Origin of the sequence: Exiguobacterium sp. UBA7533 (genome assembly GCF_002479335.1) — a bacterium.
In the GTDB taxonomy this organism is placed as follows: Bacteria; Bacillota; Bacilli; order Exiguobacteriales; family Exiguobacteriaceae; genus Exiguobacterium_A.
The window spans coordinates 441,639-468,136 of record NZ_DLMP01000005.1; the positions used below are offsets into that span (position 1 = coordinate 441,639).

The following is a 26,498-nucleotide window of genomic DNA, read 5'->3' on the forward strand; positions in this document are numbered from 1 at the left end:
TCAGTGAACCGCCACTGTGATGACGCTCATCGCCGGAACATCCATGATGAGCTTTCCGTCTTCTGTCACCTGGACCTCATGATCACGCGGCGCAACCACATCTGGTTGTTCAAACGTGTTATGGGCATTGAGATGATCTGCTGTTAAAATACGTGCCGATACGTTAGAAATCGTCCCCATTCCCCGCAAATCAATTTCTACTTTATCGCTATTTTGATGATCAAGCTGGCAGAGGCTAATGTGCAATACACCATCAGCATCGCGAGAAGCTGTCGCGTTTACAGAAGGAATCGATTCTTCTTTAGCTACATAGTCACGCGTGATGGCTGCTAGCTCGACTCGTTCAGCATCTTGGTGAACGCGATACATCTCAAAGACATGGTACGTTGGCGTAAGAATGAACTGGTCACCCTCCGTTAAGATCATTGCTTGAAGCACATTGACCATTTGTGCGATGTTCGCCATGTGAACGCGGTCATTATGCTTATGGAAGATATTGAAGTGAATCGCTGCGACAAGTGCATCTCGGATTGAGTTTTGTTGATACAAGAAGCCTGGGTTTGTTCCTGGTTCAACGTCGAACCACGTTCCCCATTCATCAACAATGAGACCGACGCGCTTTTCTGGATCATACTGGTCCATGATTTGCCCATGCTTTGTGATCAGTTCATCCATGTAATAAGCACGTTTTAGGGTGATGAACCATTCATCTTCCGTAAAATCTAACGCTGATCCCTTACCTAACCAAAAATCGCCCGGAATCGTATAATAGTGCAGACTAAGACCATCCATCATCGTACCCGCTTCACGCATGAGAACTTCAGTCCATTTGTAATCATCAATGTTTGCACCACCAGCAATCTTATAGAGTTGATTGCCATCATAATTGCGGACATATGTCTGATAGCGACGATATAGATCGGCGTAATACTCCGGACGCATATTCCCTCCGCAACCCCAGTTCTCGTTACCAACACCGAAATACTTAAGCGACCACGGCTCTGTACGGCCATTCTCCTGACGCCAGTTCGCCATCGGTGATTCTCCATTGAACGTCATATATTCGACCCATTCAGACATTTCTTGGACGGTCCCACTTCCAACGTTTCCACAAATATAAGGCTCACACTCTAGTAATTCACAAAGGCGCATAAATTCATGGGTTCCGAAATGATTGTTTTCGACGACGCCACCCCAATGTGTATTGACCATCCGCTTTCGGTTTTCATTTGGTCCAATACCATCTTTCCAATGATACTCGTCTGCAAAGCATCCACCCGGCCATCGTAAAACCGGAATGTTCAATTTCTTCAATGCTGTCAATACATCGTTCCGAATGCCATCTGTATTCGGTATGGATGATTCTGGACCAACCCAAAGCCCTTCATAAATACAACGTCCAAGGTGTTCCGCAAAGTGCCCATAGATATGCTTACTGATTTTACCTTTTGGTAAATCTACATTGACGATTAGTTGTGTTGCAGCTTCTTTTGTATTTAGTGTTGATGTGACGAGTTGGTTATTCATAATATCTCCTCCAAGAAAAGGGACCTAGGAAGGTCCCTATAAATTATGGTCGATAGTACAGTTCATTCCAACGTAACTCATTATTAAATCGAACCGTCTCCGTTTCTTTATCGATGACAGCAATTTCAATGTTCAGAAGTTCTGCGAAGTCGCGTAGTTGTTCAGTTGTTACTTCATAGGAGTAACAAGTATGGTGTGCTCCCCCGGCTTGGATCCAGTTTTCGACAGCTTGAGCCATCGATGGTTCTGTTTTCCATAGAACACGTGCCACAGGAAGATTCGGCATTGCTTCATCCGGTTGGATGCCCTCGACTGTGTTTACCAAGAGACGGAAGCGATGTCCTAAATCAATCAAACTAGCGTTCAATGCCTTGCCATTCTGCCCTTCGAATACCATCCGCGCTGGCGCTTCACGATCTCCGATTCCGAGAGGATGTACCTCGATTCTAGGCTTATCGACCGCAATGGTCGGACAGATTTCGAGCATATGCGCCCCTAAAACCATTTCGTTGCCTGGTTCAAAGTGATAAGTATAATCTTCCATGAAAGATGTCCGTTCGTTGCTCGCCATGATTTTCATAAGACGAACAAGCGCTGCGGTTTTCCAGTCTCCTTCTCCAGCAAACCCGTACCCTTGCTCCATCAATCGTTGAACGGCTAGCCCAGGTAATTGCTTGATGCCATGTAGGTCTTCGAAGGTTGTCGTGAAGGCAGTGTATCCACCAGCTTCAAGAAAAGCCTTCATGCCGAGTTCGATGCGACCTTGATAGCGAACCGATTCCTGGAATGCTTCTTCTTCCATTCCAGTATTCGTCACTTCATACCGCGTGCGATATTCTTCCATCAAGTCATCTAAATCTGACTCCGATACCGCATTCATGTAGGTGACGAGATCGCCGACACCATACCCATCAACCGTCCAGCCCAGTTGAATCTGAGCTTCGACTTTGTCACCTTCTGTCACTGCTACATTCCGCATGTTGTCACCGAATCGCGCGACTTTTAAGTTCTTACTTTCCGCTAACGCATGTGCTACATTCATCCAAGATGACATCTTTTGACGTGTGAGTTCATCTTCCCAATGACCGACGAGCACTTTTCGCTTCACGTTCATTCGGCTTGTGATAAAACCATGTTCACGATCACCATGCGCCGACTGATTGAGGTTCATGAAATCCATATCGATCGCATCCCACGGGATGTCACGATTGAACTGTGTCCCAAAATGGAGCAATGGTTTTTGTAACACACGCATCCCACTAATCCACATTTTCGATGGTGAGAAGGTATGCATCCATGTGATCACACCGGCACAGGCATCATCAGCATTCGCCTGCAACATCATCTGCCGAATTTCTTCTGCATTTTTGACGACTCCCTTGTAAACAATTCGATCCCGGAAGACGTCCGCTGCATCTAATCCTGAGACCATCTCTTTTGAATGTGTTTCGACTTGACGAATTACCTCCTCACCGTAGAGCATCTGGCTTCCTGTCACGAACCAAAATTCGTGTGTGTTTGCTGTCAACATTTAAAATCCCCCTCATCTAGCTATGTGCACCTATCATTTCTGACCGTAGTAGGCGTTTGCTCCGTGTTTGCGCAAGTAGTGTTTATCTAAGATGCTTTGTTTGATGGGTGCTAATCCTGGATTCAGATTCAAGGCATGAATACCCATCTTGGCTACTTCCTCAAGTACGACTGCATTGTGCACGGCTTCATCCGCATGCTTCCCCCAACAAAAAGGTGCATGATTTGCGACCAGCACACCTGGTACAGCAACAGCTTCCAAGTGTAGTTCGTTCAACGTCTCAATGATGACGTTTCCGGTTTCTAGCTCGTACGCCGTCTCGATCTCTTCATCAGATAGTTCACGTGTACACGGAATTTCTCCATAAAAGTAGTCGGCATGTGTCGTTCCGAATGCAGGAATTGCTCGTTTTGCTTGCGCCCAGCTTGTCGCCCAAGGGGAATGCGTATGGACAATGCCTCCGATCTCAGGCAGAGCACGATACAAAGCCAAATGTGTTGGCGTATCAGAAGATGGACGTAGATCACCCTCGACAACATTGCCTTCTAAATCGACTACGACTAAATCATCTACCGTCAAAGCGTCATAGGGGACACCACTCGGTTTGATAACGACTAAACCCGCATTTCGATCAATCCCACTGACGTTTCCCCACGTAAAGGTGACTAAGTCATGCTTTGGCAATGCTAGGTTCGCTTCAAGCACTTCTTCTTTTAATTGACGACTCACCATACAGGTTCTCCCTTCTGACGCGACGCTTCAGCTTTGATTTTCTTTAATCGCTTCATCACATCGTTTTCTCCACGACCGAAATAATCGTATAGTTTCGTATACTCAGCGAACAGCGCCTCATACACTTCAACGTTTTCTGGAATCGGAAGATATGTTTTTTCTTTTACACGTCCCATCTTCGTCGCTGCTTCCGTGATGGTGGCATAACCGCCTCGTTCTGCTCCTGCGGCTACGGCACCGAACATGGCAGATCCTAAAGCGGGGGTTTGAGAAGAGGCTGAAATCTTGATTTCCATGTTTAGAACGTCAGCATAAATCTGCATCATCAAGGCATTCTTCTCCGCAATTCCTCCTGCAGCGTATACTTCGTGGACGGGAACACCGCTTGTGCGGAACGCTTCGACAATCGTTCGCGTGCCATAGGCCGTCGCTTCAATCAATGCGCGGTAGATATCTTCTGGTTTTGTCAGTAATGTTGCACCTAGAAGTACACCCGTCAGATTTGTATCCACTAGTGTAGAACGATTTCCGTTCCACCAATCAAGGGCGATCAATCCATGTTCACCGACGCGTTGCATCGTTGCCTTATCGGTCAATAATTGATGCGTACTAACTCCTTGAAGAGTTGCTTCTTGCAAATAGTCACTTGGTACACAGTTTTCGATGAACCATTCGAAATGATCTCCGACACAGGACTGACCAGCTTCGTACCCCATATACCCTGGTAAGACTCCGTCTTCGACGATCCCGCACATACCGGGTACGACCTGCTCCTCTTCACCAAGCAGGATATGACAAGTAGAGGTTCCCATCACCATCAACAACTTACCGGGTTCCGTGATTCCAACGGCAGGTACTGCAACATGCGCATCAACATTTCCTACTGCAACGGCAGTTCCCGGAAGGAGACCGATTCGTTCTGCAAAGGATATCGTTAATTCTCCTGCTTTGGCCCCGATTGGTGCGATGTCATTGGAAAGCTTCTCTTCAACTACGTTCTCAAGTCGTGGATCTAACGCTTTAAAAAACTCATTTGAAGGATAGCCTTCCTGTTTGTGCCAGATCGCTTTATAGCCAGCCGTACAACTATTGCGTACCACTTTTCCAGTCAATTGAGAAACGACCCAATCCGTCGCCTCTAAAATTTCGTGAGCAGCCTCGTAAATGGAGAGTGCTTCGTTTAGAATTTGCCAGACTTTTGGAATCATCCATTCGGATGAGATTTTCCCGCCGTAACGCTTTAAAAAAGGTTCTTCGCGTTCAGTCGCAATACGGTTTAAAGCGTCTGCCTCGTCTTGAGCTGCATGATGCTTCCACAACTTCACATAGCTATGCGGATTATGTTGATACTCTTCATGGAAGCACAACGGATTTAAATCGGCATCGATCGGTAGAATCGTACAAGCTGTAAAATCGATGCCGAGCCCGATGACTTGTTCTTTCGTGATACCTGCCTCTTTGACAACTGCCGGGATCGTCGTTTCCAGGACCTCTAAATAATCACGCGGATGTTGGAGTGCCCAGTCATGTTCAAGCCGTGTTTTTCCATCAGGCAAAAATTGATCCATCACTCCATGTGTGTATGGTTTGACTGCAGTCGCCACTTCGTGACCTGTTTCGACGTCAATCAAGACGGCTCTACCTGATTGCGTGCCATAATCAATTCCGATTGTATATTTCGACATTTCATCACCCTACTCCCAAAAAGAATACGCTTACATTTCAGAAGAAAAAATAAAGTGTGTGGGCACTCTCTTGTTTTCATCCGGACAAATAATCAAAATCCATGCAGAAAATTTAAATAAACAATAAATTTGTACGTATAACTTACACTATGATTGTATCAATTATTTAGGAATATGCAATCATTTTTCAGAAAAATACGCATTTTTTGACGTTTTTTTCTATCTATCAGATGATCAATTTTCTTTAATACATTCATTTGTCCGTACAAATGATGGGTTCAACGTCTTTTTGCCCAAACTGCTGTTCCATCCTTACTAAGACCCGTCATGATGATCGTTGATTTCCAATTTTCCCAATCCCACGCCGCACCAACTTGTAAATCGTATGTCTCCTGTCCTATGCGTAATTCAAGGATGCTTCCCTTTAGTTGCCATGAACCCTTCTTACCAAAAAGACTGCCATCCTTTTGCAACTTCAGCTTTCTTGATTGTTGCTGACCGTCATCAAAGCGCGGGAAAGTAATGATCTCCCATTCTCCAACGATCTGCTCTTTTTGAACATTGATTTTCTTTTCACCTGCGTATCGTTCGGGCGAAACCACTGGCCATCCATCTTTTGTCCAATACACTTTCCTCACCTGCAATTGCGACCAGTAGATATCTTCGCTTGGTCGAGCTTGATGAATAATAAAGGTATCTTTTCCATCCTGTAAAAATGCAGAGTGACCGGTCCCTACATAACCATCGTCTTCTTCAAAACGGTAGGAGCCTACAATTTTTACACCCGTATCAAAAGATTCATTTGAAGTATCACGTAGATCACGACCACGTGAATCAACATAAGGTCCATTGATCGATTTCGATCGCCCAATCCTTACGTTGTACGAATCTTCTAGCCAACCGTATGAAACCATCAAGTAGTAGTAACCTGTCTTTGCGTTGAAAAGAATTTCTGGGCCTTCAATTCCCATCGTCATATCTTTTCGCTTAGCCAGCAACTCCCCTTCTGATGACTTTTTCATCAGCTTTCCTGTATTCGGATTGATTTCCGTCAAGAAGATACCGCCAAAATAGGAGCCATACGTCATCCACCATTTCCCCGTTTTATCTTGGAGCACATGAGGATCAATCGCGTTGACCGTTTTTCCATCTCCTTCTTTTGAGGCGATGACGACTCCCTGATCGTGCCATGGACCCTCAATATTTGAAGCGCTCGCCATTCCAATATACGAGGTACGACTCCCGACTTTTGAGACAGAATAGTAAAGGTAGAATGTATCCTTGATCTTCGTAATAGAAGGGGCCCAAAACGTATTTCCTCCTGTCCATTTGAATGCTTCTTGAGAGACTTCGTCAAATACACGTCCTGTAAATTGCCAGTTAATGAGATCGTTTGATTTTCGAATCTGGATGCCTGGTGTCGGTGGACCTCCTACCATATAATCTGTCGAAAACACATAATAGGTATCACCTTCTTTTATGATCGCTCCGTCATGCGCAAAGTTTGTAGTCCATTTCTTTTCCTGATTCAAAATATCAGGTTGTACGTCTGCGACTTCCTTATCGAATGGCGCTTTCGGTAATTCCAAATCTTCGAGAGACGCATTCGTAGACCACCAAAAAAAAGAGCACCCTGCAATGAATAAGACAATGATCCCCATCATCATTTTTTTCATATTGTTTTTTTCCTCCTTTAATCACAAACACCCGCCTTTACTTAAGACGGGTGTTTCATCTTTTCGTTACAGCTCAACCTTTAACGCCAGAAATGGCAATCGATTCGATGATTTGTTTTTGAAAGATCATGAAGACGATCAGCATTGGTAATAAGGCGACAACAGACGCGGCCATGATTAACGGATAATCACTTTGAATAGCATAGGATGCATTAAAGTTGGCGATGACCAATTGCAGGGTTTGTTTTTCGGGAGAATTGAGATAAAGAATCGGACCGAGATAATCGTTCCAAATCGCCATGAACCATAAAATCAATTGTGCAGCTACAGCGGGCTTGATCAATGGAAAGACGATTTTATAAAAGATTTGAAAATAGGAACAACCGTCAATTTTAGCCGCTTCGATGATAGAATTCGGAATACTGTTCAAGAATTGGCGTAAGAAGAAAATCATGAAGATATTCCCGAACAAACCAGGTACGATCAACGGAAGAAGGGTATCGACCCACCCGATTTCCGAGAACATCATAAACTGCGGAATCATCAGGACAGGATACGGAATCATGACAGATGCGAACAAAAGAAGAAAGATTTTATTTTTTCCTCTGAAATTCAACTTAGCGAACGCGAATGCCGCAAGACTCGAGGTGAACGTTCCAACGATCGTGACAGATAACGCGACGATCAGACTGTTCGATATACCAGACAACAGCGGACCCATATTCCAAATCTCCATATACTTATTGAACGATATGTCTGTGGGAATCCAAACCGGTGGAAGGGAAAACACTTCATCTTTTGACTTCAGAGAGGTCGATACCATCCACAATAATGGTGCGATCATGACGATTGCACCCATCGTCAGAAAGATGAAGACGAATATATCAGTAATTCGATCTTTTTTCTTCACGGACATCGTCTCTACTTTTTCTTTTTTACGGGTAAGGGCTAACTGCATGGTCATTCTCCTTTCTAAGGTATGAATGTCTCAATCCAAGTCAAATGATGATTTTTCGTTCATACGGAATTGGAACAAGGTAACGATGAAAATGAAAAGACCGAGAACGAGTGCCATCGCTGAAGCATAGCCCAACTGGAAGTTTCCGAAGGACTTTTGCCAAATGTAGAAGACGGCAGAAGCAGAGGAATACTCCGGTCCCCCTGTTGGTGTCATGACGTTGATTTCCGTAAAGATTTGCGCCCCACCAATAATATTCGTCACGATGATGAAGAAGGTGACCGGTTTAACCATTGGGAGCGTAATATACCAAAAACAGTGCCACGCATTCGCCCCATCTAATTTTGCTGCTTCATAATACGAACGCGGTACACTCTGCAAGGCTGCCAAATACAAGAGCATCGTATAGCCAAGACCTTTCCAAATCGCCATAACGATCAATGCCGGCTTAACGGTATTGGCATTTTGGAGCCAGTTCGGACCATCAATACCAATCAAGTCCAAGAACTGATTCACCAAACCATAATCACCGTTATATGCCCACTGCCACAAAATCGAGACAGCCGCGATGGAAGAGATAACGGGAATGTAATAGATGACGCGGAACGTATTAGTACCAAAAATCCCTCGATTCAACGCGAGGGCAAGGAGAAGTGCTAATACGATGCCAATTGGAATCCCGATCATCATGAACAGCGTGTTGTACATGGCTTTATAAAAATACTCATCTTGAAACACATTAATAAAATTTTCTAGTCCGATGAACTTCATTTGTCCGAGTCCGTTCCAGTTCGTGAATGCACCATAGAAGGAATACATTAACGGAATTAACGCAAATAGAAAGAACCCAATCACCGGAGCCGCAACGAATAGATAGGCATACCGTTGCTCCGTACGATATAACTTGGGAATCGGTTTTGTCTTCATTGTCTTCCATCCTTTCTACGCTAGAGATTCAGGTGGCGACTTACGCCACCTAAATCATCATCTCTAGTTAGTTCGCCTGTTTCTCTTGTGCGATGGCATCATCTAGCAACTTTTGCATTTTCGGTTGCTCTTTTTTTACATAATCTTCAACTGATGTTTTTCCATCGAGTACAGGCTGGATGTTTTTGAAGAACTCGTCATACCATTCAGCAGTATACGTTTTTTCTGCCGGGAGACCACGTCCATAATCATTAATCAAATCAAGGAATTCCTGTTTGTTGGCAGGCTTGATTGATGTGTCCTCCACCCAAGTTTTTGCGATTTCCATGCTGTTTGGTAATTGAACTTGCGCATCCACTAAAGCTTGTTGCCCTTCTTGGTTAGCAGATAAGTACATGGCTAGTTCTGTTGCTTCTTTTTGATGTTGCGTCGTTGATCCTACACCAATCCCGAGTGAGCCGACCCACCCTGCTGGTTTACCTGTTGATCCCGCTGGCCACGGAAGAAGGTCATACTCAAACTTCAATTGATCTTTAAAAGCTGCCATATCCCAAGGACCAACAGGGAAAAACGCAAGTTGTCCTTTCATCCAGCGTTGATAGGTATCGAGTGTTTGTGATTCTCCGATTGATGGAGTTACTTTATGCTTTAGTTGCTGGTCTACGAAAAATTGGAGAGCTTCGATGAATTTTGGATCGTCAATCGTTACTTTCGTTCCCTCTTCGTTGATCCAATCTGCTCCGTTGCTCCAAACGAACGGTTGCAATGCCCAGTTCACATTAAATCCTGTACCGTACTGATCCATTTTCCCATCGCCATTCGTATCTTTCGTTAACTTTTTAGCTACTTGAATGAATTCGTCCCATGTGTACGGTTTGTCCTTATCCGGAAGCGGTACCTTCGCTTTCTCGAACATCGTTTTATTATAGCCAAGCGCAAATGGTCCTAAATCTTTGGGTAGACCATATATAGCCCCTTTGCCAAGTACCTTTCCATCATAGCGGTACTTATCGACCCCTTTTTTCCAGATGTCTTCTAACTGGATGTCTTTCGATCCTTCGACGTTCTTTGTAATATCTAGTAGTACACCTGAGTTCACGTAAGCTTTGACTTGAGCCGGATTGTAAAAGAAGACATCTGGCACTTTCCGTCCTGCAATTGCAGATTTTAATTTCGTATCATATTGATCTGGAGCTGTTTGTACCATTGTCACTTTAACGTCTTTATTGGCTTCTTCAAATCGTTTTACTGTTGCTTTGTACGCTTTTAATTCTTCAGGATTCCCGCGAAACATGAATGTGAGTTCGACTTTCCCGTCAGCACTTTTGCCATCTCCCGAACAACCAGCTAATGCTATCGATGTAGTCATCAAGGCAGTCATGGTTAGCGCAAACATTTTCTTTGATTTAATGTTCATTGTGAATTCCTCCATTGATTTAGTTTTCAGTGTCAAAGCGGAATTAAGATGTACGTACATATTTATTTAAGTAAAAACAATGTTTTTTATAGCGAAGCCCACACAACGCTATAAGAAAGACAATTAAAACAAGTTAAATGAACAATGAAAGCGTTTTCTGCACAATTTGAGTCTATTACACACATTCGGACATGTCAATTCGATTTTTTGTCATTTATTTCTTTTTTGTACGTACATTTAATTAGTATATCTATTGATTTTCTCTTAAATCCATAGCAAACCGGACAAATATTTGCTAATATGTAAGTACTATCACATCTTGTACGGATAAGTTTGCTGTTACAAGAGAGAAAGCAGGGACGCCTCATGGCACAACGGACAAAATATAGTATCGTTAAAGATCATATTCTCGATTGGATTAAAGATGGCACAGTACGTCCAGGCGAAAAAATTCCTCCTGAAAGTGAGCTTGTACAATCCTTTAAAGTTAGTCGCCACACGATTCGTCAAGCAGTTGGAGAACTTGTAAATGAAGGATACCTGTACCGCGAACAAGGATCAGGAACTTACTGCTCCCAAGTACTTCCTACACTAGAAGCTGAGATAACTGAACGTGCTAATAATGGAAAAAACATCGGTGTCATTACAACGTATATGTCTGATTACATCTTTCCATCTATCATTCGAGGAATTGAATCGCATTTAGCTTCAAAAGGGTACACGCTGACACTTTCGTGCACAAACAATGATGTAGACAAAGAACGTCAATGCCTCGAAATGATGTTAGATCGTCAAATTGATGGATTAATTGTTGAACCCACGAAAAGTAGTAACTATAATCCGAACATCAAATACTATCTAGAACTTGAGCAGCAAAACATTCCCTATTTGATGATCAACCAATATTACTCTCAACTAATGCCTCCTCATCTTATGATGGATGACGAAAGAGGTGGATTTTTAGCAGCGGAACATCTAATCAACCTTGGTCACGAACGTATCATGGGCTTGTTTAAGACGGATGATTTACAGGGAGTTTATCGAATGCGTGGATTCCTTCGTGCGTTTCGTGAGTACAACATTCCTTTAGAGCCAGAATTAATCATTACCTATACAACGGAAGAGTTAATTCCAAGTTTTTATGATTCGATTGGACGTCTCTTTGAAAATGGACAGCATCGGCCGAGTGCTGTGGTTTGTTACAATGACCAATTGGCATTAAGTGTCTTGGATCAGTTACGGAAGCTACATTTATCTGTTCCTCAAGATGTCTCTCTCGTGGGTTATGATGATTCCGTACTTGCAGTGGCAACGGAAGTGAAGTTGACTTCGATCATTCACCCGAAACAAGAACTTGGACGCGCTGCAGCAGAACGGATTATCGCAGCGGTGGAGAAAAAAGAAGCCCCTCCATCTCACATTTATGAACCGGAATTAATTATTCGTAACTCAACAGCACCATTTAATCGTCTCGAATCTAAATCTAGTTAATTTTGAGCAGAACTTCGAGGGAGGTACTTATGAACTTAAGACACGAACAAAACAAACTATTCCAACTACTTGAATTCACTACTGGACTCGTACAGTTGAACTTCATTTTTTTTATCACCCTTTTACCAGTCATCACGATTTTCCCAGCTCTTTATGCACTAACTGCTGTCACAAGACAGTGGTCAGTTCATCAAGATTACAGTGTTTTTCGAGCCTACATTCGTTTTTTTAAAGAAGCGATGCAGTCCCATTTTAAATTCGGTATTTTGTGGACCTTCATCTTACTGTTTTTACTTTTTGATTTTTTAATCATTCGTCACTTAGAGACAGGACAGACTTTCTTATTTACGAGTCTTTCAATCGTCAGTCTGTTCTTCTTGGCTATTTCCGTTTTCTTATTTCCGATTCTCTCGCATTACGACTTGAAAAAAAGGGATGCCCTTAAGCTAGCCCTTTTTAGTCTAGTACGCTATGGATACATTTTATTGTTTTCATTTCTTCTACTAGCAACATTGAGTGTCTTAACATATCAATCACCACTTTATTTACTGTTCGGCTTTTCATTTGTTATTTTTCTTACTACCAAACTGTATTTGCATCAATTGGATCGCGTGATGCTTGAATCTTAATCGTTGTTGGATCAGAGCTCTCACAATTACAACATATCTGTTTTCTTAGTATGAATTTTAATTTTAAAACATCAAGATAAAGAGAGCTCTCGATCATCGAGAGCTCTCTTTAATTACTCATCAACTATTTTTACATACTTGTATGGGTGATTTTTATAATTTGCTATAAAGTCAAAACCATCTCCATCGTGACCTAATGTTAGAAAGTATGTTTCTGTAGTAGAACTAAGAAATTCATATATCTTTATTTGTTGAAATAACCATACTGTATCCATTAAATGAGTCTAGATAAATCAAGCTTATATACTCGTACAACTCATTTTTATTACTAATCTTAAGTTTGTATAGATAGCAACCTAGAACAATTTCATCCACATTTGATATAGAAGAAATAAAAGTATTTTTTTCATGGCTTAGTACATAAATATATTCCCATAAGACAGTAGTAACGACTGGGAGAATGACTCCTTCAACATCATCTAATAGATATTGAAAAGTATCATCTGCAGCAAGTCTTTCTGCTTTTCTGGAGCTACGATTAGTAAATTGTTCGCTTCTGTAGTCTCTTTAAAAAATTCTTCGTTTCGAAAGCCCGCTAAAAAAATTGTTCGTCCAAATGTTACTGTTCCTCTACAGCCTTGACCATCATTCTTACTGTAATGATCACCATCACACGAATGCTCATAAGCAAAATCAGGGTTATTCGCGACAAAGATAGCATGGGCGATAGAGGCGAGAATACATCCCTGCCATACGTTTTGACGATTTCAAGCACATAATTCATTAATGAAAAATCAGAAGAGTCAACACAAAAATCTTCAGTTTCTTCCCCCTTACGTGACAACCGATAAATTAGCTTTCTTTTGCAAAGAAACTAGATCGTTTACTGTAATTGCGCGATATAATCAAAATTTTAGTTGAAGTTTTTTCTACACTTCTGATGATAACGGTTTTCGATATTTTGGAGTTCCTTTACCCAGTCGCGTATATCTTCCTCACAATGAAGATATTCGGTAGGACTATTGAGCATGTCCATGCCATACACCTTAGTTAAGCCTTGGAAAACTAAAATATCGTAATCTGTAGTCTCCAAACCCTCTTCATTTTCTGATATCATCATCCATTTGTAAGCCCATTCTGAAGCTTCTTCCCTTGGTAGTTGATTTTCTAAAACCGATTCTAATTTCGATATGATGTCATGTATACGAGGCGTCTTCATTTGATTCTCCTTTATTCTCTAAACCTCTAAGATCTTCAATCAGATCATGTATGATTGATGTTTTGTCTTTCAAATAACTATCAGTAACCATTTATACGAGTGGTTTACGGTTAAAATCTACTAACTCATCTGTCTCAAATAAAAGATTTTCAAATCGATCCGCTCCGTGTTTTTCAATATATTTTTCCTCAGATTCAAAAATCGGTACGAACAATACTGGCAATACTGTGTCAGGCTCGTTCCCAACATTAGAATCTGTTTCAAATAGGCAGAAAGATTCATCAAAGTACACAGGACTTGTAACATAAACAGATGAGAACTGATACTTTTCAAATATTCCTTCAGGGAGTGGATAGTATTCTGCTGCATCAAATGCATGTCCTGTTCTCATCGCGTATTCAGCCAATTGCCAGAGTAGAAAAATGATCTCATCCTGAACGTCTGGTTGTTCCGCTGACATCATTATTTCTTGATGCATCAGTGAACCGTCTTCCATTCGAAGTGTATGAAAAAGTAATCCAAGGGATGCAATCGTATAGATTTCCTTAAATGGCGCATCTTTGAATTTCAAGATTTGGACGTTCTTTTGTTCAAGTTCCTCGATTGGAAATGCTTCCGTGAATTCTCCACAATGCTTTTCTAAATGATCAAGATAGTTCATTAAATCAACCTCCATTAAATAAAATTTATGATTATTTGCTTCTAATTGCTGCGTTCATATTCAAAAATCGCCCACGGAAGCCATAAGACTGCTTCTGTTGCCTCGCCTAATTCATTACAATAATCTGAGTAACGATCCGCTTCTTCGAACGTATGGATCAATCCGCGACTGTTTATCGAAAAGTTAAACTGTTGACTGAAATCATGCTCTAGCCCGTTACATAAATAGGAATGGAACAATCCCGAGTCAAATCCCAACACTTCGTACCCGATTATTTGGGCTCCCTCCATATTAACTGGAAGTTGCCGTTGCAAGATTTTTTCTACTCCATAAGGCTCAGGATTTTTACTACTAAAAGCCGTTACGTCATCAAGGAAATCCACTCTATACTGTTTGGGCAAACCGATGCTGATGAGGCGTATGTCAGGAAGATGATTCAAAAAACGATCTACGAACGTTTGCGCAGCATCTAAGTTAGAGAACACTTGAGGAAACAACACATCTCCTGTCTTCCGATGTTCTTCTATCCATTTTTCAAGTAACTGAAAGGTGTTAGATGAAAGACCGAGTTGCTCCATATAACGGTCTTTCTTTACTTCCGAGTTTCCCCATAAGATACTGATATCAGGATAATGCGTACAGATACATTCACTTACGGATAGGACGGATTCAGGAACAATCTTTTTATCCATGTACTCCTTTCGAAGGGTTGGTAGGATAAGATAATATCCTGCAGATAGGTAGTTCATGAATTGGCTCCTTGTCATGTAAAATGAATTCAATGAGTGTATGTAATGGATTTGATATTCTAATTTGCTGAATGCATATCATCATCCTCATGTTCCTCTTAGTCTGCTTCGTATATGCCCTCTCTGAAGTCGTACACTTGACTCCATATCTTGATTTTAGTGCCATTGATTGTCACCGTATCCTTCGTCCACTTCACTTCTTTTATTTCGCGACAAGGATACTCCCAGTACATTCTACGCTTTTCTCCGTTCTTATTTTCCATAATGCCGAGCATTGCATAATCCACCGTCGCACCACCATTTGCGCGGTAAAAGCGAACCGTATACGCTTGATCGGGCGATGTACTTTTTGAGATATATTCTTCTTTTGGAACAACATTGATATCAACTAAGAAAAATAGTCGATAGATCGTCCACACGACATATATCAAAAGACTTACACCTGCTATGATTCCCGTTATCTTTAACTTTTTTCTCACTTTTCAAAAACTCCAATTTTTATATATTCATCAAAATTCAAACGATTAGTCGCCCCAAAAACAAATCAATGCGTTCTGATAGACAGATGCGATACATATTCGCTTCAGCAACTCTAAAAATTGATGCAGTTCCATTACTCGTTTGTCTGACTGATGCATCACCCACGGCTCATTCGCATAATAATTCGCTTGATTCATCATCCACGCTTCCTTCGGTGTGCAATATCGTTGAATAAGTAGTTCGCAAACTCCGATCAACTCATTCACTTCTCTCGCTCCAAACAACTTATCAGTGTAAGGATCGAGATTAATCAAGAGATCGCAACGATTAGATATCCTTGCGAAGTCTTCTTTCAAAAAGCGTTGGACGTTACTCGGATACCATAGAATCTCTTTTTCATTTTCTGGCATTTCTTTTAAACTTGTACTAATTCCAAACATGATGTCCTCCCTTTTATCATCCGACCGGATGTCAATCATAGTAGTCGATGCCGTCTCCTTTCGGAAGAAACGCTTTTACCTTGTCTTCAGTATCAAAACAAGCTTCATTCGAAAACAGGTAATAGCCCATGAAATCATGCTCCATCGTGATGAATGACATCTCTTTTGTCGCACGAATGACAGGAACGATACGTTCTTTTTTGAAAAACCATCCTTTGACCATTCTCCGCTCAAACGTCAAGAAATTCGTAAACGATATAAAGAAGTTTTCATTCACAGCCCCATACCAATAGGTCTCATCTAGCAATAGCTCAAGTTCGCTCGCATCATGCACCTGAACGCTATAGTATAAGTTCTTATTTGGTCGAACCTTTGTATACGATAGATCGTGCTTTTGAAAAAACGGCTCGACCTCCTCGTCCGTAAAACCTCCACCGAACGTGACGAAAATCGGGTAGCGATTGAGACGCGTCAAAAATTGTTTTAAGACTCGATTTGAATCGCCTTGATAGTCTCTTTTAGTTTCCATATCCGGTAGACAACCCATCGAATAGATGAAGTCGATACGTTCTGGTCGATCAACGTACAAGTATCTGTCCTTAAACACTTGTGCGTGATCCATACGCTTCTCAAAATAGACATATAACACGATGCCACTCCTCTCTCAATCACTTTATTACCGCCGATTTTATCGTCTGGAAAGAGTGCTTCTATTCGATTACTGGCACTACTCTCTTTTTTTAATTAACTACCGTCTTACTTTTGTCATTTCAAACTTCAAAGTGAACCTTTTAAACCAAAGCCGCTATGAATCAGCGGCTTCTTAGTTTTCACTCTGTTTCGTGATTAAAATATGCGTTCTTTCAGGAATCTCAATGTCTTCTAACTGATCAAGTGCCAATGATAACGTCATACTTTTCACTTGCGGATAGGACTCTTCCCCAATCCAACAGGTATACAGTTCAAATGATTCACCCTCGTCTAAGAAGTCATTCATGAACGTAAACAGATAACGCAGCTTTTCCTTTGACCCCTTTGAAATGCTGGAATCAAAAGGTTCAACGATCTCGATGCCCCAATGACTCGAAATTTCATATACATACCATTTATGAAAATGCCTCGTTTTTACTTCATATAGACAGTCTTGATCCGCAAAACAGGGGCCGATGTATAATGGAAGGGTTTCATCTTCTTCATCCAAATTGAGATACTGATCAGGAATTTGTCTCTCCATACAGATATATGACGCTAAGCTCATTGTGTTTCCTCCTTATGTGTGAAGTTTTCATTGTTTCTTGAAAGACGTCTCTCGATCGTCTGCCTTTCCAAAATGCGCAATCTTTCCATTCGTACAAAAGTGATCGAGCATGCCAAATCGATCCATCGCATCGCGAGTAACGATGAAGTTATACGCCATCAATAACGAGAATTCAGACATAAAGTCCTCAAGCGTTTGACGCGCGGGACGTGCATATTTCGAAAATAATCCTGTCGTCACTTCTTTTCGATTCAGTAAATGCAATAAATGTTCTTCAAATACCGCTTGCCAATTGGAATCATGCAACGTCAACACGTGAATTGAACCATCATTATCTAAAACATCCCGACCACAAAAGACGACCTCGACCGGAAACGTGGCGTGTGGTAAAATCGCATCAAAAAAGTTCTCATATTCTGTTCCAGCATCATCGAGCTCCTCATATGCGACTCCATACATCGAGACACAATCGTTTGTGACCCGGACGATTCCTTGTCCTTGTTTTTGGACGATGAGTGTCACCTCTGCTTCAGTCGCCATTTCTTGCTGTTCGATGACAAGATGTTCGAGAAATCGGTCAAGCTGCGCGGCATCTGTCATGATGAAGTGGGAACGAACCGTCCAATCCGATAAATCATGAATATTTGGATTCTGCTTGAGTGGTCGTTCTAGTAACTTCACTTCAAACGGATACGAATGCTGACTTACTTGAAGACGGACGAGGTCTTGCCAATCGTCGCGTGGTAGCAGTTCCCGGAACACATCAATCCATTCGTCTCGTTGAAATCGCATCCTATTCTTACTTTTCATCTTTCATCCGACCTTCTAGTTTGCTATAGAGGTAGCCAACAATATGTTCATGCGTCGTCCGTTCTTCGAGATCATCATAGTCGATTAATTCATTGATTGTCTCCGAGATGATCTGCCATAATGCTGTTTCTTGATACTCGTCGTATGGTGTTCTCACTTCCTGTCCCCCTTTTATCCTCTTCTGATTTCATTCATAAAAATGTCTGTCCCTTGGAACGCAGAGATCATATCTTCTCCAAACAACGTGATACTTCCCTCCCACGGATGACCGAGATATCCCCAGCGAAAATCTCGGGCGATGAAAAAGGAGTAATCGCCATCTGGAACTGCTGGAATCATCCAGTCTCCTTCTTCATTTCGAAGAAACGGACGTCTTGGGTCGATCCAATACCCTTGATGATTCCAATCGAGAGCCATGACGCGTTCTCCTTCAAAAGTCAGCTCGATCAGAATACGTCCTAGTTCTCGTTCGATTTCTTCTCGTTTCTCGTAATCCACTTCATATGTAATGAACGGACTTGGGGCATGGTATGATGGGAAAACCGTCGTACTAGGCGAGAATTGAAATTGTTGATCAATGACTTGCCATACCTTCTCGTCTTCGGCTTGCGTCATCGGAATCCAGCTCCATGGTTTCCCTTCACCAATCAGATCGAACGTCATTCCTTCAGGGTATAGAACGGTGTACGCTTCTCCTTCTGATATCGCGATGATCAGTTCGCCTTGCACATCATGTTCCTTTATCCCTTCAAAAATCAGAGAAACGGCTGCCTCGACATCAAGGACATAGTAAAAGATATTCGTCGTGCCACTTCCTATATCTCCCCCTTCACAGTAGCCGATTCCTGTATGAAGCAGACCTTCATCGATTATCTCTTCCATCATATGGCGACGCTCGAATGCTGCTTCTGCCTGACCCTCGTCATAAGGAAACTGGACGATTAGTTCCCGGTAATCTGCCTCGTTCAGCTCGCGATAGCCTTGACGTTCAAACTTCTCGATCAGCTGCAAAATCTGTACACCTAATCGTTTGAAGCGCGAGACACGCATCTGTCCTATGTCTTCCGCTCTCACCCACTCTCCAACGATTCCTTGATGTTGAATGATGAGGCGTCCCTCCGTATAGATTGTTTGGTAGAGTGTATCCGAGCCGCTTTGTTTTGTCAGTTGGATCATGAGTGGTTTCGCTCCCTCCTTCACAATGCGTTCAAGTCACGATCTTCTATGTATCCTAAAAACGTATCTTGCAATGCACCATCTGTCTCTACGGTCTCGACCGGATCTCCTGCTTCGTCGACTCGGACAAGTGCCAGTTTCGCTTCAAGCGCAGATCCATTTAGTCCTGAACTCCCATCGATGATGCCAAATACATGCGAAACCGTATCGATGATCGTCTGTTCCATCATCTGTCTCATTCGTTTTTGATCCGCTTCGCTCGCCTGTTGGTAAAACGCGATGCAGGCCGTATAGTCATTGACGTTTGGATCGACTTCTTCTTCATAGATGTCCTTATAATCTGCCATACCGTCCTGAACGACCGTCCGATGGACTGCTTGAACGAATTCTTCCATCTCTTGATTCATGATTTTTCTCTCCTTTTATCAACACTTCGTAGTTCATATCTCTCATCTTGAACGCTTACCGATTACATCTGTTCGTCTGAACAGTGTCTTATTCTGACCATACCGACAACCGAGTCCGAGGATCATTATCATCGGTCACCCACTTGATTCCGGTATATCCACGTCTCACGGCGTTCTTATAAAACGCTTCGGATACGTGCTGCTCCTTACAATAGATATCGACGTACGTACAGTCATATACCAAAATCGCGATGTGACAATTGCTTTTCTGAAACCACTCATACGTCATTCCCACTTCTTCAGTCTGACCACTTTGAAAAGCAAACAATTCAGCAAAAATCAGGTAATTGCTTGGTCCCCTTAGCCATTTCGCTAGTTCATGTCCTGTAGCTATCCGATCGATTGAAAACTCTTCTAAACTGTCATACAAGTCCCCATCCATGGTTTGGATCGGAAAATCAAAATTACGAAGAAACCAATCATACGCTTTCATTTCAATCGCACTTAATATGTCGAGCAAGATGCGTCCCGGTTCATTCGGGATTTCAAACGATACGCCACGCAGACTCATCGAATTCCCTCTTTCTACCTTGTTATAAGAAGGCTGCCATATGAAAACACTGAAGTTCCTGTTCTTCACTCGAACTTCCCCACGTGCAGACGGCATAACCTTGTGCGGTCAATGTCGTGACCATCTCGACGACTGGCAAACCTCCACACTCTGTTAAGCCGAAGTCAAGCACCTGATCAAGTAACTCCTGACAGTGTGACGGGCGAGCATAATTCGCACAAACAATGGTATACATAGAGTGAGAATTACTAATCATCTCAATGGCTCTCGAAAGCTGTTCGAGACCAAATTCAGCAATCCCAACGTAATACGGTTCTTCTCCAACTTGGACTGGTACTTCTATTCGGGATGTGAAGCCATCAAGCATCTCTTCTCGTTCGAGTAGACGCCACAGTTTGTAGTAATCAAAGATTCTTTTGGACTGGAACCCATTTCCGGCACACACTACTAAATAAAAGCGATAAGTGCTCAGCTCATGCTTTTGCCTTAGCTCGTTACGGAACATTTCACTACATATTTGTTTGAACTGGACGATTTCTTCTGGAAACAGGAGCATCTCACCGACCACACATAGACAACGAATTGATGAGCTCGCATCCGCAAGCCAAGGGAAGATACGTGTCGCATCGCTATGCTCTTCGATATACGTTTTCATGAAAAATCTCCTTTTTCAATCCCACTGACACGATACGCTTTGATACGTTTCAAACTGTAGATACACGAGTTGATTCGTACCAAGATGAGTGATTGTTGTGATGGTTGCGTATAAGCCAATTCGAATCTGACACCTTCGATTTTCTTCAATAAAAAATAAGCACAGTGCCGATCGTATTCATTCTCAGACAAAACATCCCATAACGCATCCTCACAACAATTCGCCTCGTAGATATACAATTTCATGATCGTATTCTCCGCTATCACGGGTAACCCCGCAAATACGGGAGCGTTCGGAATTCGGGGTTTCTGGATGACCAAGGTATAGCCATCTTTCAGAAGACGATCCAATTGTTCTCGGCTATCCAGAATCTTCTCTTCGATGACAGAAGACGGAAGTTCTCTGATTCGGATCGGTAACCCCACCTCATATTCAAAGGGATCTTCGAGTGCGAGTAAGTCTTCACGCAAATAGATTGTTCTCATGAGATCATCCTCAAATTCTTTTATGAAATGCTTTGAGATTACAAGCGCACCATGCATCACGAACGATCTTTTGGAAAGTCGTCGCCTGGCGTTTGAGTTTCAACGTTCTGTAGTCGAAGCAATAGACGGCTTCGTCTGGACGCTCTTTCAATACCGCATAATATTCATCCTGTCTAAACGACGATCCAAAAAAGAAATACTTGTCGCGAATCGCATCGAACTCGGTTAACGCGTATTCCTCGAGACTGACGGAGAGATTGCCTTGGATCTCATGCGATAACCCGTTCCAGCTCGTCAACGGAATACCGTATAAGTTCAACTCTTCGGCAAAACGCACACCGTTACAGACTCTCAAAATATCTTTATACCACTCCGGAATTGCAAAATGATCGGTCTCGAATGCTTGGATACGAGCTTCTGGACAGGGACTTTCCACTGCCACTTGATAGTTTTGAATGGAGGATGAATAATCATACAAATACAGTTTGTGCTCCACCTTCTGACCTTCAATCGGAATACTGTACTTCAAGGATTTTTGATCGTTCACATAAAATAATCGCATCGCCTGAAGGATACTCGTAAGAAAGGCATCGTCAGGCAAAGCAGTGTTCTGATGATTTAGTCGTGGTACGTCGACGTCTTCCAGCGATAATTCTTCCTCGTCATCGTGTTCTTCAAAAGCTTCATGTTCTCCGAGGACGATCGCGATGCCTGTCACGTTCCCGTCTTCTCGGCGGACGAGGACTTCATAGTGTCCGTTCCCCATCAACTGAACGGCGACACCGAACGGAAACAGGAAGATCTCGTCTTCCATCATTTCGTCTGAAATTGCGATATAGAACGGGTCGATTTCTTCGTCGAACTCCAAGGTATTTCGAATCTCCCAGTCGATGGCTTCCCGTCTCCCGTAATCAGCTGTGTTCATGACAACGAGCTGCGCTGAATCAACAACGACTAGATCGGATAACGGCTCGAAATCGAATGGAGCCATCTTCGTTTTTTCGTTCACCGTTAAGTAAAGCAAATTGATTGATTCAAACTCATCTTCGTCATAGAAGACCGTCCAAATCGAACCTTGTTCAACTTGAATTGTCACGTTGTACTCAATATCCGGCTCAAGGAAAGCCGGATCCGAGACGATCAGATTTCCTTCCCGACTTGTAAACGTGCCTAGTTTTTTCATGATTTATAACTCCTTAGATCCATTTATATGTAGCCTTCATTTTTATTCAGACGATGCTTTTAATTTGATGTGTTGTTTTTTGAAAAGATAGAACCATAACAACATCCCTGTTCCAATCGATAGAATCGGAAATAGATGTGGAATATATTGTTCTTGCCGAAAGCTGATATGCATCAAGAAATAATCGACGAAACACATGATACGTATCCACATCGGCAATTGATTTTTACTGAGGAATGCTAAGAACATCAGAATGATACCGATACCTAATACGACAATTGGCAAAATAGTAAACGGAGTCACGAACTGAAACAGACCTAGTCCTATAAGTAGATAGGCGAACCACGATGTCCGTCGTCGAAACTTCTCGCGTTCCTTTCGTCCAGGTTGCATCCCGTAGATATCATCTTGTCTGTATCCCTCCGCCTGTTTCTCTACAATCAATTCATTCAGTCTTCGTTTTGCTTGACGCCGAAATGTATATCGTTCTTCCATTGAATCACTGACATCCTGATCGAGTTTCCATTGCTCGGTGACACCGTGATACATCTGAATCGTTCGACCATCGCGATACATAAACCAGAAATAGGTGATGCCATCCACTTGCTTACTAAGTGTGACAATCATTTTTTCATCATCCTTAATCCATTAAGTTAATCTTCTTTTATCCATAGCGATAGATACGCCACACATCTGACATTCTATCGACTTGTTTCAAAACGCCCAAATCCTATTAACCTTCTAAATCGGCTAGGACATCTTCCGGATCAAGTTCGATTCCGACGAGCTCAGTTCCCCAGTTCAACCCACAATATAGTCCATCGTCAATCATGTTCGGTAACCAGCCATCCATGAACAGATCCAGATCCAAGCGAATTAGATGATAGTCCGCCCATTCCTTCATCTGCAACGCTTTCGCCCCTGCTTCCGTCGAAAAGAATAACAGCACGTCCGTTTCCTCTTGATTCGACGGACAATACGCCCAGCCCGACTGTTCAAACTTCGACAGACCATAGACAGCACCCATCTCAAGAGCCGTCTCTATGAAAAGTTCTGCTTGTTCTGCACTCTGTTCCTTTATTATGAACATTTTAAGTGTCGTTGCTATCGGAAACAGCTCTTGTTCCTCATGATCCCACCAGACGATCGTCTTTGTGTCCGGAAATTGATACCCGAGTTCGTCACCCGTTCCGTCCGCCGCAATCCGCAAGAACCCTTCTGGATACTCATCTGCCTCTGTCAAATTGACACGAACAAGGTCATCCCATGTCCGTTTGATATGCTGCTCGTCCTTGATCGGATGAAACTCCCAGTCACCGACGCTAAATTTGTTTTCGCGCTTGTATATGTTTCGTAATTCTTTCGGAAGCTCGAAGCCGAGCTCTGCTTCTACCTCTTGTAGTCTCTCTTCTGTAACACCAGGTAATCCATTCTGATATGTCATTCTGTATGACTCCTTTTGTCTTCAATTGAATTATTCGAAGGTATTTAGTACATGATCAATCTGATAATCCGTTGGTAAAATCGCTTGTAGCTGATCGACGTTTTGAAAGGCATCTCCATTCGAAAACCACATGAAACCGAGCGCATCATGTGACGGAAGGATGAACGGTAATCTATCGCGTGCATCAATCACATGCGTGTATTTCGCTTCTTTAAAGATCCATTTTCCAGAGGTTTTCAACTCAAACGTGGGGCGAGCGAACGTGATGAGGAACGTTTCACTATAGGCAGCTCGAAAAAAGGACTCTTCTAAGACGAAACGCAGATCGTTCGCATTCAACACTTCGATACAACAGTAAAAACTGGTGCGCCGATGATCGCCTTCGTACCGCGGATGTTCGTGGCATACGAATGGTCGCGATTTTAAACGTTCTAAGAGGTGCATCTCATCTTCTCTAATCTCATCAAAATTTGTCGTGATATATAAAGGAAAATGATTGTAGCGAACTAGCGTGTCATACAATACCTCCTCCGTCAATTCACTCGTAAAGCTACCTATTGTACGGTCACAACACATGATTTCGTAGATAGTTTGCAAGTGACCAAGCACATTGATTTCGGATGTCTGAAGCATACGTTGGATACTCTTCGACTGAAAAAAGTATTCATCGATCGTCAGCTCGTTCATACTGTTCCTCCTATCTGTGTCGTCATTGCTCAATTTTTTCGGTTAAAGTTTTTCCCTTCAGGATAGAGCCCAGTCAAGCGTCTGCCATAATGAACTTTTGCCTGCCCCATCCGAAGCCGTGTCACTCCATACTGTTTCTTAAAATATTCAATGACGGGTTGGACGATCTGAGATGGGTCGAGGACATGAAGGACGAATTCGATGGCTTCCGGACCATAATCATCCTCAACAAAATAACCGTTGCCGATTTGAAAAAGAAATGTATGAAGGTCGTCTTCGATATTCGAACGATGCTTAAAGATGACGTCATATTCTGTATCCTGACAAAAGATTTCGACGACAATCTCATAGTAATCTGCTTCTTGAACGACGGAGTAACCGTCTTTTTCTTTCTCAGCTACGAGCTCCCGAATGTAAGCATCCAGATTGAAAAATCGCGAGAACTTCTGCTCGCTCATTGGTTCTTCTAACCGCTCCCCCATAATGCCGTGAAACGTGTAAAGGGTCCGTCCATCCTTCTCGAACAACCAAAAATGATTATGACCGTCGATTTGTTTAATGAGTTGCATATTGTCACACGATCCCTTTAAGTAATAAGTCGATGAAATTTATAATTTCTTGTCATTTGTTGTTTTCTTGAAAACTCAATTTCTCTTCTTCATTATAAAAGCCATAACCATTTATGGGAATTTTTATTTATTCATATGATATATTCCATTTTGATTACAATTCAAAATTTAAATACCTTTATGTAAGCGTTATCATTATACTTTATACGGTACTTATTCTTTATTTAGGAGTTGAATCGAATGGATACGGTCATCAGTCATTATTCGAAATTCAAATGTCCGCGTTGTCGCGAGAAATTCAAGGATGAAATTCTCATTGAAGATTTACATAGTGTAGCGTATGAAGAACGGCGCTTAGGTGTCGAAATCCAATATGACTTCTCTTCGGAAGTCGCTTGTCCGAACTGCCATCATCAATGGCTCATCGAAGGCAATGTCTGGGAGTATCCTGAAGGTGTCATCGATGCCATCGAACTATAATGGACCACTTCCCTTTTTCTCAAGTGCGTTACATATGAAGTGTTGCCTTGATGTACACTATCGGTAATACAAAACGTGTACTTCGGAGGTATTCGCATTTGAAAAACAAACTTTTATCTTTACTGCTATTTTCGATAGTCACTCTAGCGGGATGTAGTGATTACGATCAAGACGGAAATACGACGAGTGAGAAAGCAAAACAGAAATATGATGCAGCCATCAATCAAGTCTTTAAATCGGAAAACCAGTACTTGAAGCAGCAACAGGACAACCGACAACTAAAGCGAAACACCGGTGAAACGGGCATCATCGTTTATGAGGATCAAGGTCTTATGGAAATCTATTACGACCAATCATCTGGAGGCGAAAGAGCCATTTATCAGAAAGACGGATCAACTTACGCGCGGAAGTCCTACACGAAACAAATCAGTCGTAAAATCGATGCCTCTGAAAAAAAATACCTTGAGAACATTGGAATCAAGTAATTCTAATCCTATAAGGCTGATTTGTTAATTGTCTAAATGGTCGTTGACTCTATTCTTTAATGGAGTCATCGACTATTTTTGCGTTTTCTTACTTTTCTCTTTCATGTAGCCAACCGTTTTATGGTACAGTTCAGATGGTATTTTTTTAATATTTTGTTTAAGGTGG

At 42.2% G+C, this 26,498-nt stretch carries 31 protein-coding genes; 4 read left to right on the forward strand and 27 right to left on the reverse strand.

The annotated features are described in order from the left end of the window. The 8 genes from B2U10_RS09865 to B2U10_RS09900 all read right to left on the reverse strand — a co-directional run bounded on the left by B2U10_RS09865 (position 1) and on the right by B2U10_RS09900 (position 10,447). Complete coding sequence (locus B2U10_RS09865; protein WP_290787204.1) at positions 1–1,527, reverse strand: alpha-N-arabinofuranosidase; 1,527 nt, start codon at positions 1,525–1,527, stop codon at positions 1–3. A gap of 43 nt (positions 1,528–1,570) precedes the next feature. Further along, positions 1,571–3,058, reverse strand: coding sequence for an L-arabinose isomerase (gene araA / locus B2U10_RS09870; protein WP_047395662.1), 1,488 nt, complete (start codon positions 3,056–3,058; stop codon positions 1,571–1,573). Positions 3,059–3,091: 33 nt separating this feature from the next. Continuing rightward, positions 3,092–3,787, reverse strand: coding sequence for an L-ribulose-5-phosphate 4-epimerase (gene araD, locus B2U10_RS09875; protein ID WP_156358990.1), 696 nt, complete (start codon positions 3,785–3,787; stop codon positions 3,092–3,094). Next, positions 3,784–5,475: a ribulokinase gene (gene araB, locus B2U10_RS09880; protein ID WP_290787209.1), complete on the reverse strand. Its 1,692-nt coding sequence runs from the start codon at positions 5,473–5,475 to the stop codon at positions 3,784–3,786. The genes araD and araB overlap by 4 nt, the downstream gene beginning before the upstream one ends. Before the next feature lie 278 nt (positions 5,476–5,753). After that, a complete protein-coding gene (locus B2U10_RS09885) occupies positions 5,754–7,151 on the reverse strand; it encodes an arabinan endo-1,5-alpha-L-arabinosidase (protein ID WP_290787211.1) in 1,398 nt (465 codons plus the stop codon). Between the two features lie 73 nt (positions 7,152–7,224). Further along, complete coding sequence (locus tag B2U10_RS09890; RefSeq protein ID WP_082478680.1) at positions 7,225–8,067, reverse strand: carbohydrate ABC transporter permease; 843 nt, start codon at positions 8,065–8,067, stop codon at positions 7,225–7,227. A 72-nt stretch (positions 8,068–8,139) separates the two neighbouring features. Beyond that, positions 8,140–9,036, reverse strand: coding sequence for a carbohydrate ABC transporter permease (locus B2U10_RS09895; protein ID WP_035408306.1), 897 nt, complete (start codon positions 9,034–9,036; stop codon positions 8,140–8,142). Positions 9,037–9,103: 67 nt separating this feature from the next. After that, the gene (locus tag B2U10_RS09900; RefSeq protein WP_290787691.1) at positions 9,104–10,447 is read right to left on the reverse strand and encodes an ABC transporter substrate-binding protein; all 1,344 of its coding nucleotides are present in this window, start codon (positions 10,445–10,447) and stop codon (positions 9,104–9,106) included. A gap of 372 nt (positions 10,448–10,819) precedes the next feature. On the opposite strand from B2U10_RS09900, the gene B2U10_RS09905 reads away from it, so the two are divergent. Then, on the forward strand, positions 10,820–11,944 hold the full coding sequence (locus B2U10_RS09905; RefSeq protein WP_290787214.1) for a GntR family transcriptional regulator: 1,125 nt from the start codon (positions 10,820–10,822) through the stop codon (positions 11,942–11,944). A gap of 29 nt (positions 11,945–11,973) precedes the next feature. After that, a complete protein-coding gene (locus tag B2U10_RS09910) occupies positions 11,974–12,573 on the forward strand; it encodes a DUF624 domain-containing protein (protein ID WP_035408312.1) in 600 nt (199 codons plus the stop codon). Between the two features lie 913 nt (positions 12,574–13,486). Here B2U10_RS09910 and B2U10_RS09915 read toward each other — a convergent pair. From B2U10_RS09915 to B2U10_RS10005, 19 genes are all read right to left on the reverse strand, one after another. Beyond that, the gene (locus tag B2U10_RS09915) at positions 13,487–13,792 is read right to left on the reverse strand and encodes a hypothetical protein (protein ID WP_052169499.1); all 306 of its coding nucleotides are present in this window, start codon (positions 13,790–13,792) and stop codon (positions 13,487–13,489) included. A 91-nt stretch (positions 13,793–13,883) separates the two neighbouring features. Continuing rightward, positions 13,884–14,453, reverse strand: a complete 570-nt coding sequence (locus B2U10_RS09920; RefSeq protein WP_290787218.1) for a suppressor of fused domain protein — start codon at positions 14,451–14,453, stop codon at positions 13,884–13,886. 41 nt (positions 14,454–14,494) lie between these two features. Further along, positions 14,495–15,202, reverse strand: coding sequence for a hypothetical protein (locus tag B2U10_RS09925; protein WP_290787220.1), 708 nt, complete (start codon positions 15,200–15,202; stop codon positions 14,495–14,497). A gap of 98 nt (positions 15,203–15,300) precedes the next feature. Beyond that, positions 15,301–15,681: a DUF5412 family protein gene (locus B2U10_RS09930; RefSeq protein WP_290787222.1), complete on the reverse strand. Its 381-nt coding sequence runs from the start codon at positions 15,679–15,681 to the stop codon at positions 15,301–15,303. A 45-nt stretch (positions 15,682–15,726) separates the two neighbouring features. Next, positions 15,727–16,122, reverse strand: coding sequence for a hypothetical protein (locus B2U10_RS09935; protein ID WP_290787225.1), 396 nt, complete (start codon positions 16,120–16,122; stop codon positions 15,727–15,729). Between the two features lie 31 nt (positions 16,123–16,153). Continuing rightward, complete coding sequence (locus B2U10_RS09940) at positions 16,154–16,771, reverse strand: hypothetical protein (RefSeq protein ID WP_290787228.1); 618 nt, start codon at positions 16,769–16,771, stop codon at positions 16,154–16,156. A gap of 174 nt (positions 16,772–16,945) precedes the next feature. Further along, positions 16,946–17,380, reverse strand: coding sequence for a hypothetical protein (locus B2U10_RS09945; RefSeq protein WP_290787231.1), 435 nt, complete (start codon positions 17,378–17,380; stop codon positions 16,946–16,948). Positions 17,381–17,407: 27 nt separating this feature from the next. Then, complete coding sequence (locus B2U10_RS09950) at positions 17,408–18,172, reverse strand: hypothetical protein (RefSeq protein ID WP_290787234.1); 765 nt, start codon at positions 18,170–18,172, stop codon at positions 17,408–17,410. Between the two features lie 7 nt (positions 18,173–18,179). Next, a complete protein-coding gene (locus tag B2U10_RS09955; protein WP_290787237.1) occupies positions 18,180–18,347 on the reverse strand; it encodes a hypothetical protein in 168 nt (55 codons plus the stop codon). A 14-nt stretch (positions 18,348–18,361) separates the two neighbouring features. Next, a complete protein-coding gene (locus B2U10_RS09960) occupies positions 18,362–19,366 on the reverse strand; it encodes a DUF2716 domain-containing protein (RefSeq protein ID WP_290787240.1) in 1,005 nt (334 codons plus the stop codon). Positions 19,367–19,386: 20 nt separating this feature from the next. Then, positions 19,387–19,773, reverse strand: a complete 387-nt coding sequence (locus B2U10_RS09965; protein WP_290787242.1) for a hypothetical protein — start codon at positions 19,771–19,773, stop codon at positions 19,387–19,389. A gap of 88 nt (positions 19,774–19,861) precedes the next feature. Beyond that, a complete protein-coding gene (locus B2U10_RS09970; protein WP_290787245.1) occupies positions 19,862–20,344 on the reverse strand; it encodes a DUF2691 family protein in 483 nt (160 codons plus the stop codon). Between the two features lie 22 nt (positions 20,345–20,366). Continuing rightward, positions 20,367–20,999: a hypothetical protein gene (locus tag B2U10_RS09975; RefSeq protein WP_290787248.1), complete on the reverse strand. Its 633-nt coding sequence runs from the start codon at positions 20,997–20,999 to the stop codon at positions 20,367–20,369. Then, positions 20,996–21,484 carry a hypothetical protein gene (locus B2U10_RS09980; protein WP_290787251.1) on the reverse strand — a complete coding sequence of 163 codons (489 nt, stop codon included), beginning with the start codon at positions 21,482–21,484 and terminating at the stop codon, positions 20,996–20,998. The genes B2U10_RS09975 and B2U10_RS09980 overlap by 4 nt, the downstream gene beginning before the upstream one ends. Before the next feature lie 10 nt (positions 21,485–21,494). Next, positions 21,495–22,667, reverse strand: a complete 1,173-nt coding sequence (locus B2U10_RS09985) for an SMI1/KNR4 family protein (protein ID WP_290787254.1) — start codon at positions 22,665–22,667, stop codon at positions 21,495–21,497. 42 nt (positions 22,668–22,709) lie between these two features. Beyond that, positions 22,710–23,294, reverse strand: a complete 585-nt coding sequence (locus tag B2U10_RS09990) for a hypothetical protein (protein WP_290787258.1) — start codon at positions 23,292–23,294, stop codon at positions 22,710–22,712. A gap of 106 nt (positions 23,295–23,400) precedes the next feature. Next, the gene (locus B2U10_RS09995; RefSeq protein ID WP_082478650.1) at positions 23,401–24,111 is read right to left on the reverse strand and encodes a DUF2750 domain-containing protein; all 711 of its coding nucleotides are present in this window, start codon (positions 24,109–24,111) and stop codon (positions 23,401–23,403) included. 30 nt (positions 24,112–24,141) lie between these two features. Next, entirely contained in the window at positions 24,142–24,798 is a 657-nt protein-coding gene (locus tag B2U10_RS10000; RefSeq protein ID WP_056060926.1) for a hypothetical protein, read from the reverse strand. 29 nt (positions 24,799–24,827) lie between these two features. Beyond that, positions 24,828–25,367 carry a hypothetical protein gene (locus B2U10_RS10005; RefSeq protein ID WP_056060922.1) on the reverse strand — a complete coding sequence of 180 codons (540 nt, stop codon included), beginning with the start codon at positions 25,365–25,367 and terminating at the stop codon, positions 24,828–24,830. A 240-nt stretch (positions 25,368–25,607) separates the two neighbouring features. Here B2U10_RS10005 and B2U10_RS10010 point away from each other — a divergent pair, with 240 nt between their 5' ends. Together B2U10_RS10010 and B2U10_RS10015 are read left to right on the forward strand one after the other, a co-directional pair. Further along, a complete protein-coding gene (locus B2U10_RS10010) occupies positions 25,608–25,847 on the forward strand; it encodes a hypothetical protein (RefSeq protein WP_056060920.1) in 240 nt (79 codons plus the stop codon). A 98-nt stretch (positions 25,848–25,945) separates the two neighbouring features. Continuing rightward, a complete protein-coding gene (locus tag B2U10_RS10015) occupies positions 25,946–26,332 on the forward strand; it encodes a hypothetical protein (RefSeq protein ID WP_056060917.1) in 387 nt (128 codons plus the stop codon). Positions 26,333–26,498 lie beyond the last annotated feature (166 nt).

What these genes read in the sequence shown, in the direction of transcription:
- B2U10_RS09910 (WP_035408312.1), top strand. Translation starts at nt 11,974, where the DNA reads ATGAACTTAAGACACGAACAAAACAAACTATTCCAACTACTTGAATTC.
- araB (WP_290787209.1), bottom strand. Translation starts at nt 5,475, where the DNA reads ATGTCGAAATATACAATCGGAATTGATTATGGCACGCAATCAGGTAGA.
- B2U10_RS09965 (WP_290787242.1), bottom strand. Translation starts at nt 19,773, where the DNA reads ATGAATCAAGAGATGGAAGAATTCGTTCAAGCAGTCCATCGGACGGTC.
- B2U10_RS09885 (WP_290787211.1), bottom strand. Translation starts at nt 7,151, where the DNA reads ATGAAAAAAATGATGATGGGGATCATTGTCTTATTCATTGCAGGGTGC.
- B2U10_RS09945 (WP_290787231.1), bottom strand. Translation starts at nt 17,380, where the DNA reads ATGAGCTTAGCGTCATATATCTGTATGGAGAGACAAATTCCTGATCAG.
- B2U10_RS09970 (WP_290787245.1), bottom strand. Translation starts at nt 20,344, where the DNA reads ATGAGTCTGCGTGGCGTATCGTTTGAAATCCCGAATGAACCGGGACGC.
- B2U10_RS09985 (WP_290787254.1), bottom strand. Translation starts at nt 22,667, where the DNA reads ATGAAAAAACTAGGCACGTTTACAAGTCGGGAAGGAAATCTGATCGTC.
- B2U10_RS09895 (WP_035408306.1), bottom strand. Translation starts at nt 9,036, where the DNA reads ATGAAGACAAAACCGATTCCCAAGTTATATCGTACGGAGCAACGGTAT.
- B2U10_RS09925 (WP_290787220.1), bottom strand. Translation starts at nt 15,202, where the DNA reads ATGAACTACCTATCTGCAGGATATTATCTTATCCTACCAACCCTTCGA.
- B2U10_RS09990 (WP_290787258.1), bottom strand. Translation starts at nt 23,294, where the DNA reads ATGATTGTCACACTTAGTAAGCAAGTGGATGGCATCACCTATTTCTGG.
- B2U10_RS09890 (WP_082478680.1), bottom strand. Translation starts at nt 8,067, where the DNA reads ATGTCCGTGAAGAAAAAAGATCGAATTACTGATATATTCGTCTTCATC.
- araA (WP_047395662.1), bottom strand. Translation starts at nt 3,058, where the DNA reads ATGTTGACAGCAAACACACACGAATTTTGGTTCGTGACAGGAAGCCAG.
- B2U10_RS09975 (WP_290787248.1), bottom strand. Translation starts at nt 20,999, where the DNA reads ATGAAAACGTATATCGAAGAGCATAGCGATGCGACACGTATCTTCCCT.
- B2U10_RS09950 (WP_290787234.1), bottom strand. Translation starts at nt 18,172, where the DNA reads ATGCGATTTCAACGAGACGAATGGATTGATGTGTTCCGGGAACTGCTA.
- B2U10_RS09995 (WP_082478650.1), bottom strand. Translation starts at nt 24,111, where the DNA reads ATGACATATCAGAATGGATTACCTGGTGTTACAGAAGAGAGACTACAA.
- B2U10_RS09980 (WP_290787251.1), bottom strand. Translation starts at nt 21,484, where the DNA reads ATGAGAACAATCTATTTGCGTGAAGACTTACTCGCACTCGAAGATCCC.
- B2U10_RS09935 (WP_290787225.1), bottom strand. Translation starts at nt 16,122, where the DNA reads ATGTTTGGAATTAGTACAAGTTTAAAAGAAATGCCAGAAAATGAAAAA.
- B2U10_RS10010 (WP_056060920.1), top strand. Translation starts at nt 25,608, where the DNA reads ATGGATACGGTCATCAGTCATTATTCGAAATTCAAATGTCCGCGTTGT.
- B2U10_RS09865 (WP_290787204.1), bottom strand. Translation starts at nt 1,527, where the DNA reads ATGAATAACCAACTCGTCACATCAACACTAAATACAAAAGAAGCTGCA.
- B2U10_RS09905 (WP_290787214.1), top strand. Translation starts at nt 10,820, where the DNA reads ATGGCACAACGGACAAAATATAGTATCGTTAAAGATCATATTCTCGAT.
- B2U10_RS10000 (WP_056060926.1), bottom strand. Translation starts at nt 24,798, where the DNA reads ATGAACGAGCTGACGATCGATGAATACTTTTTTCAGTCGAAGAGTATC.
- B2U10_RS09915 (WP_052169499.1), bottom strand. Translation starts at nt 13,792, where the DNA reads ATGAAGACGCCTCGTATACATGACATCATATCGAAATTAGAATCGGTT.
- B2U10_RS09960 (WP_290787240.1), bottom strand. Translation starts at nt 19,366, where the DNA reads ATGATCCAACTGACAAAACAAAGCGGCTCGGATACACTCTACCAAACA.
- B2U10_RS09920 (WP_290787218.1), bottom strand. Translation starts at nt 14,453, where the DNA reads ATGAACTATCTTGATCATTTAGAAAAGCATTGTGGAGAATTCACGGAA.
- B2U10_RS10005 (WP_056060922.1), bottom strand. Translation starts at nt 25,367, where the DNA reads ATGCAACTCATTAAACAAATCGACGGTCATAATCATTTTTGGTTGTTC.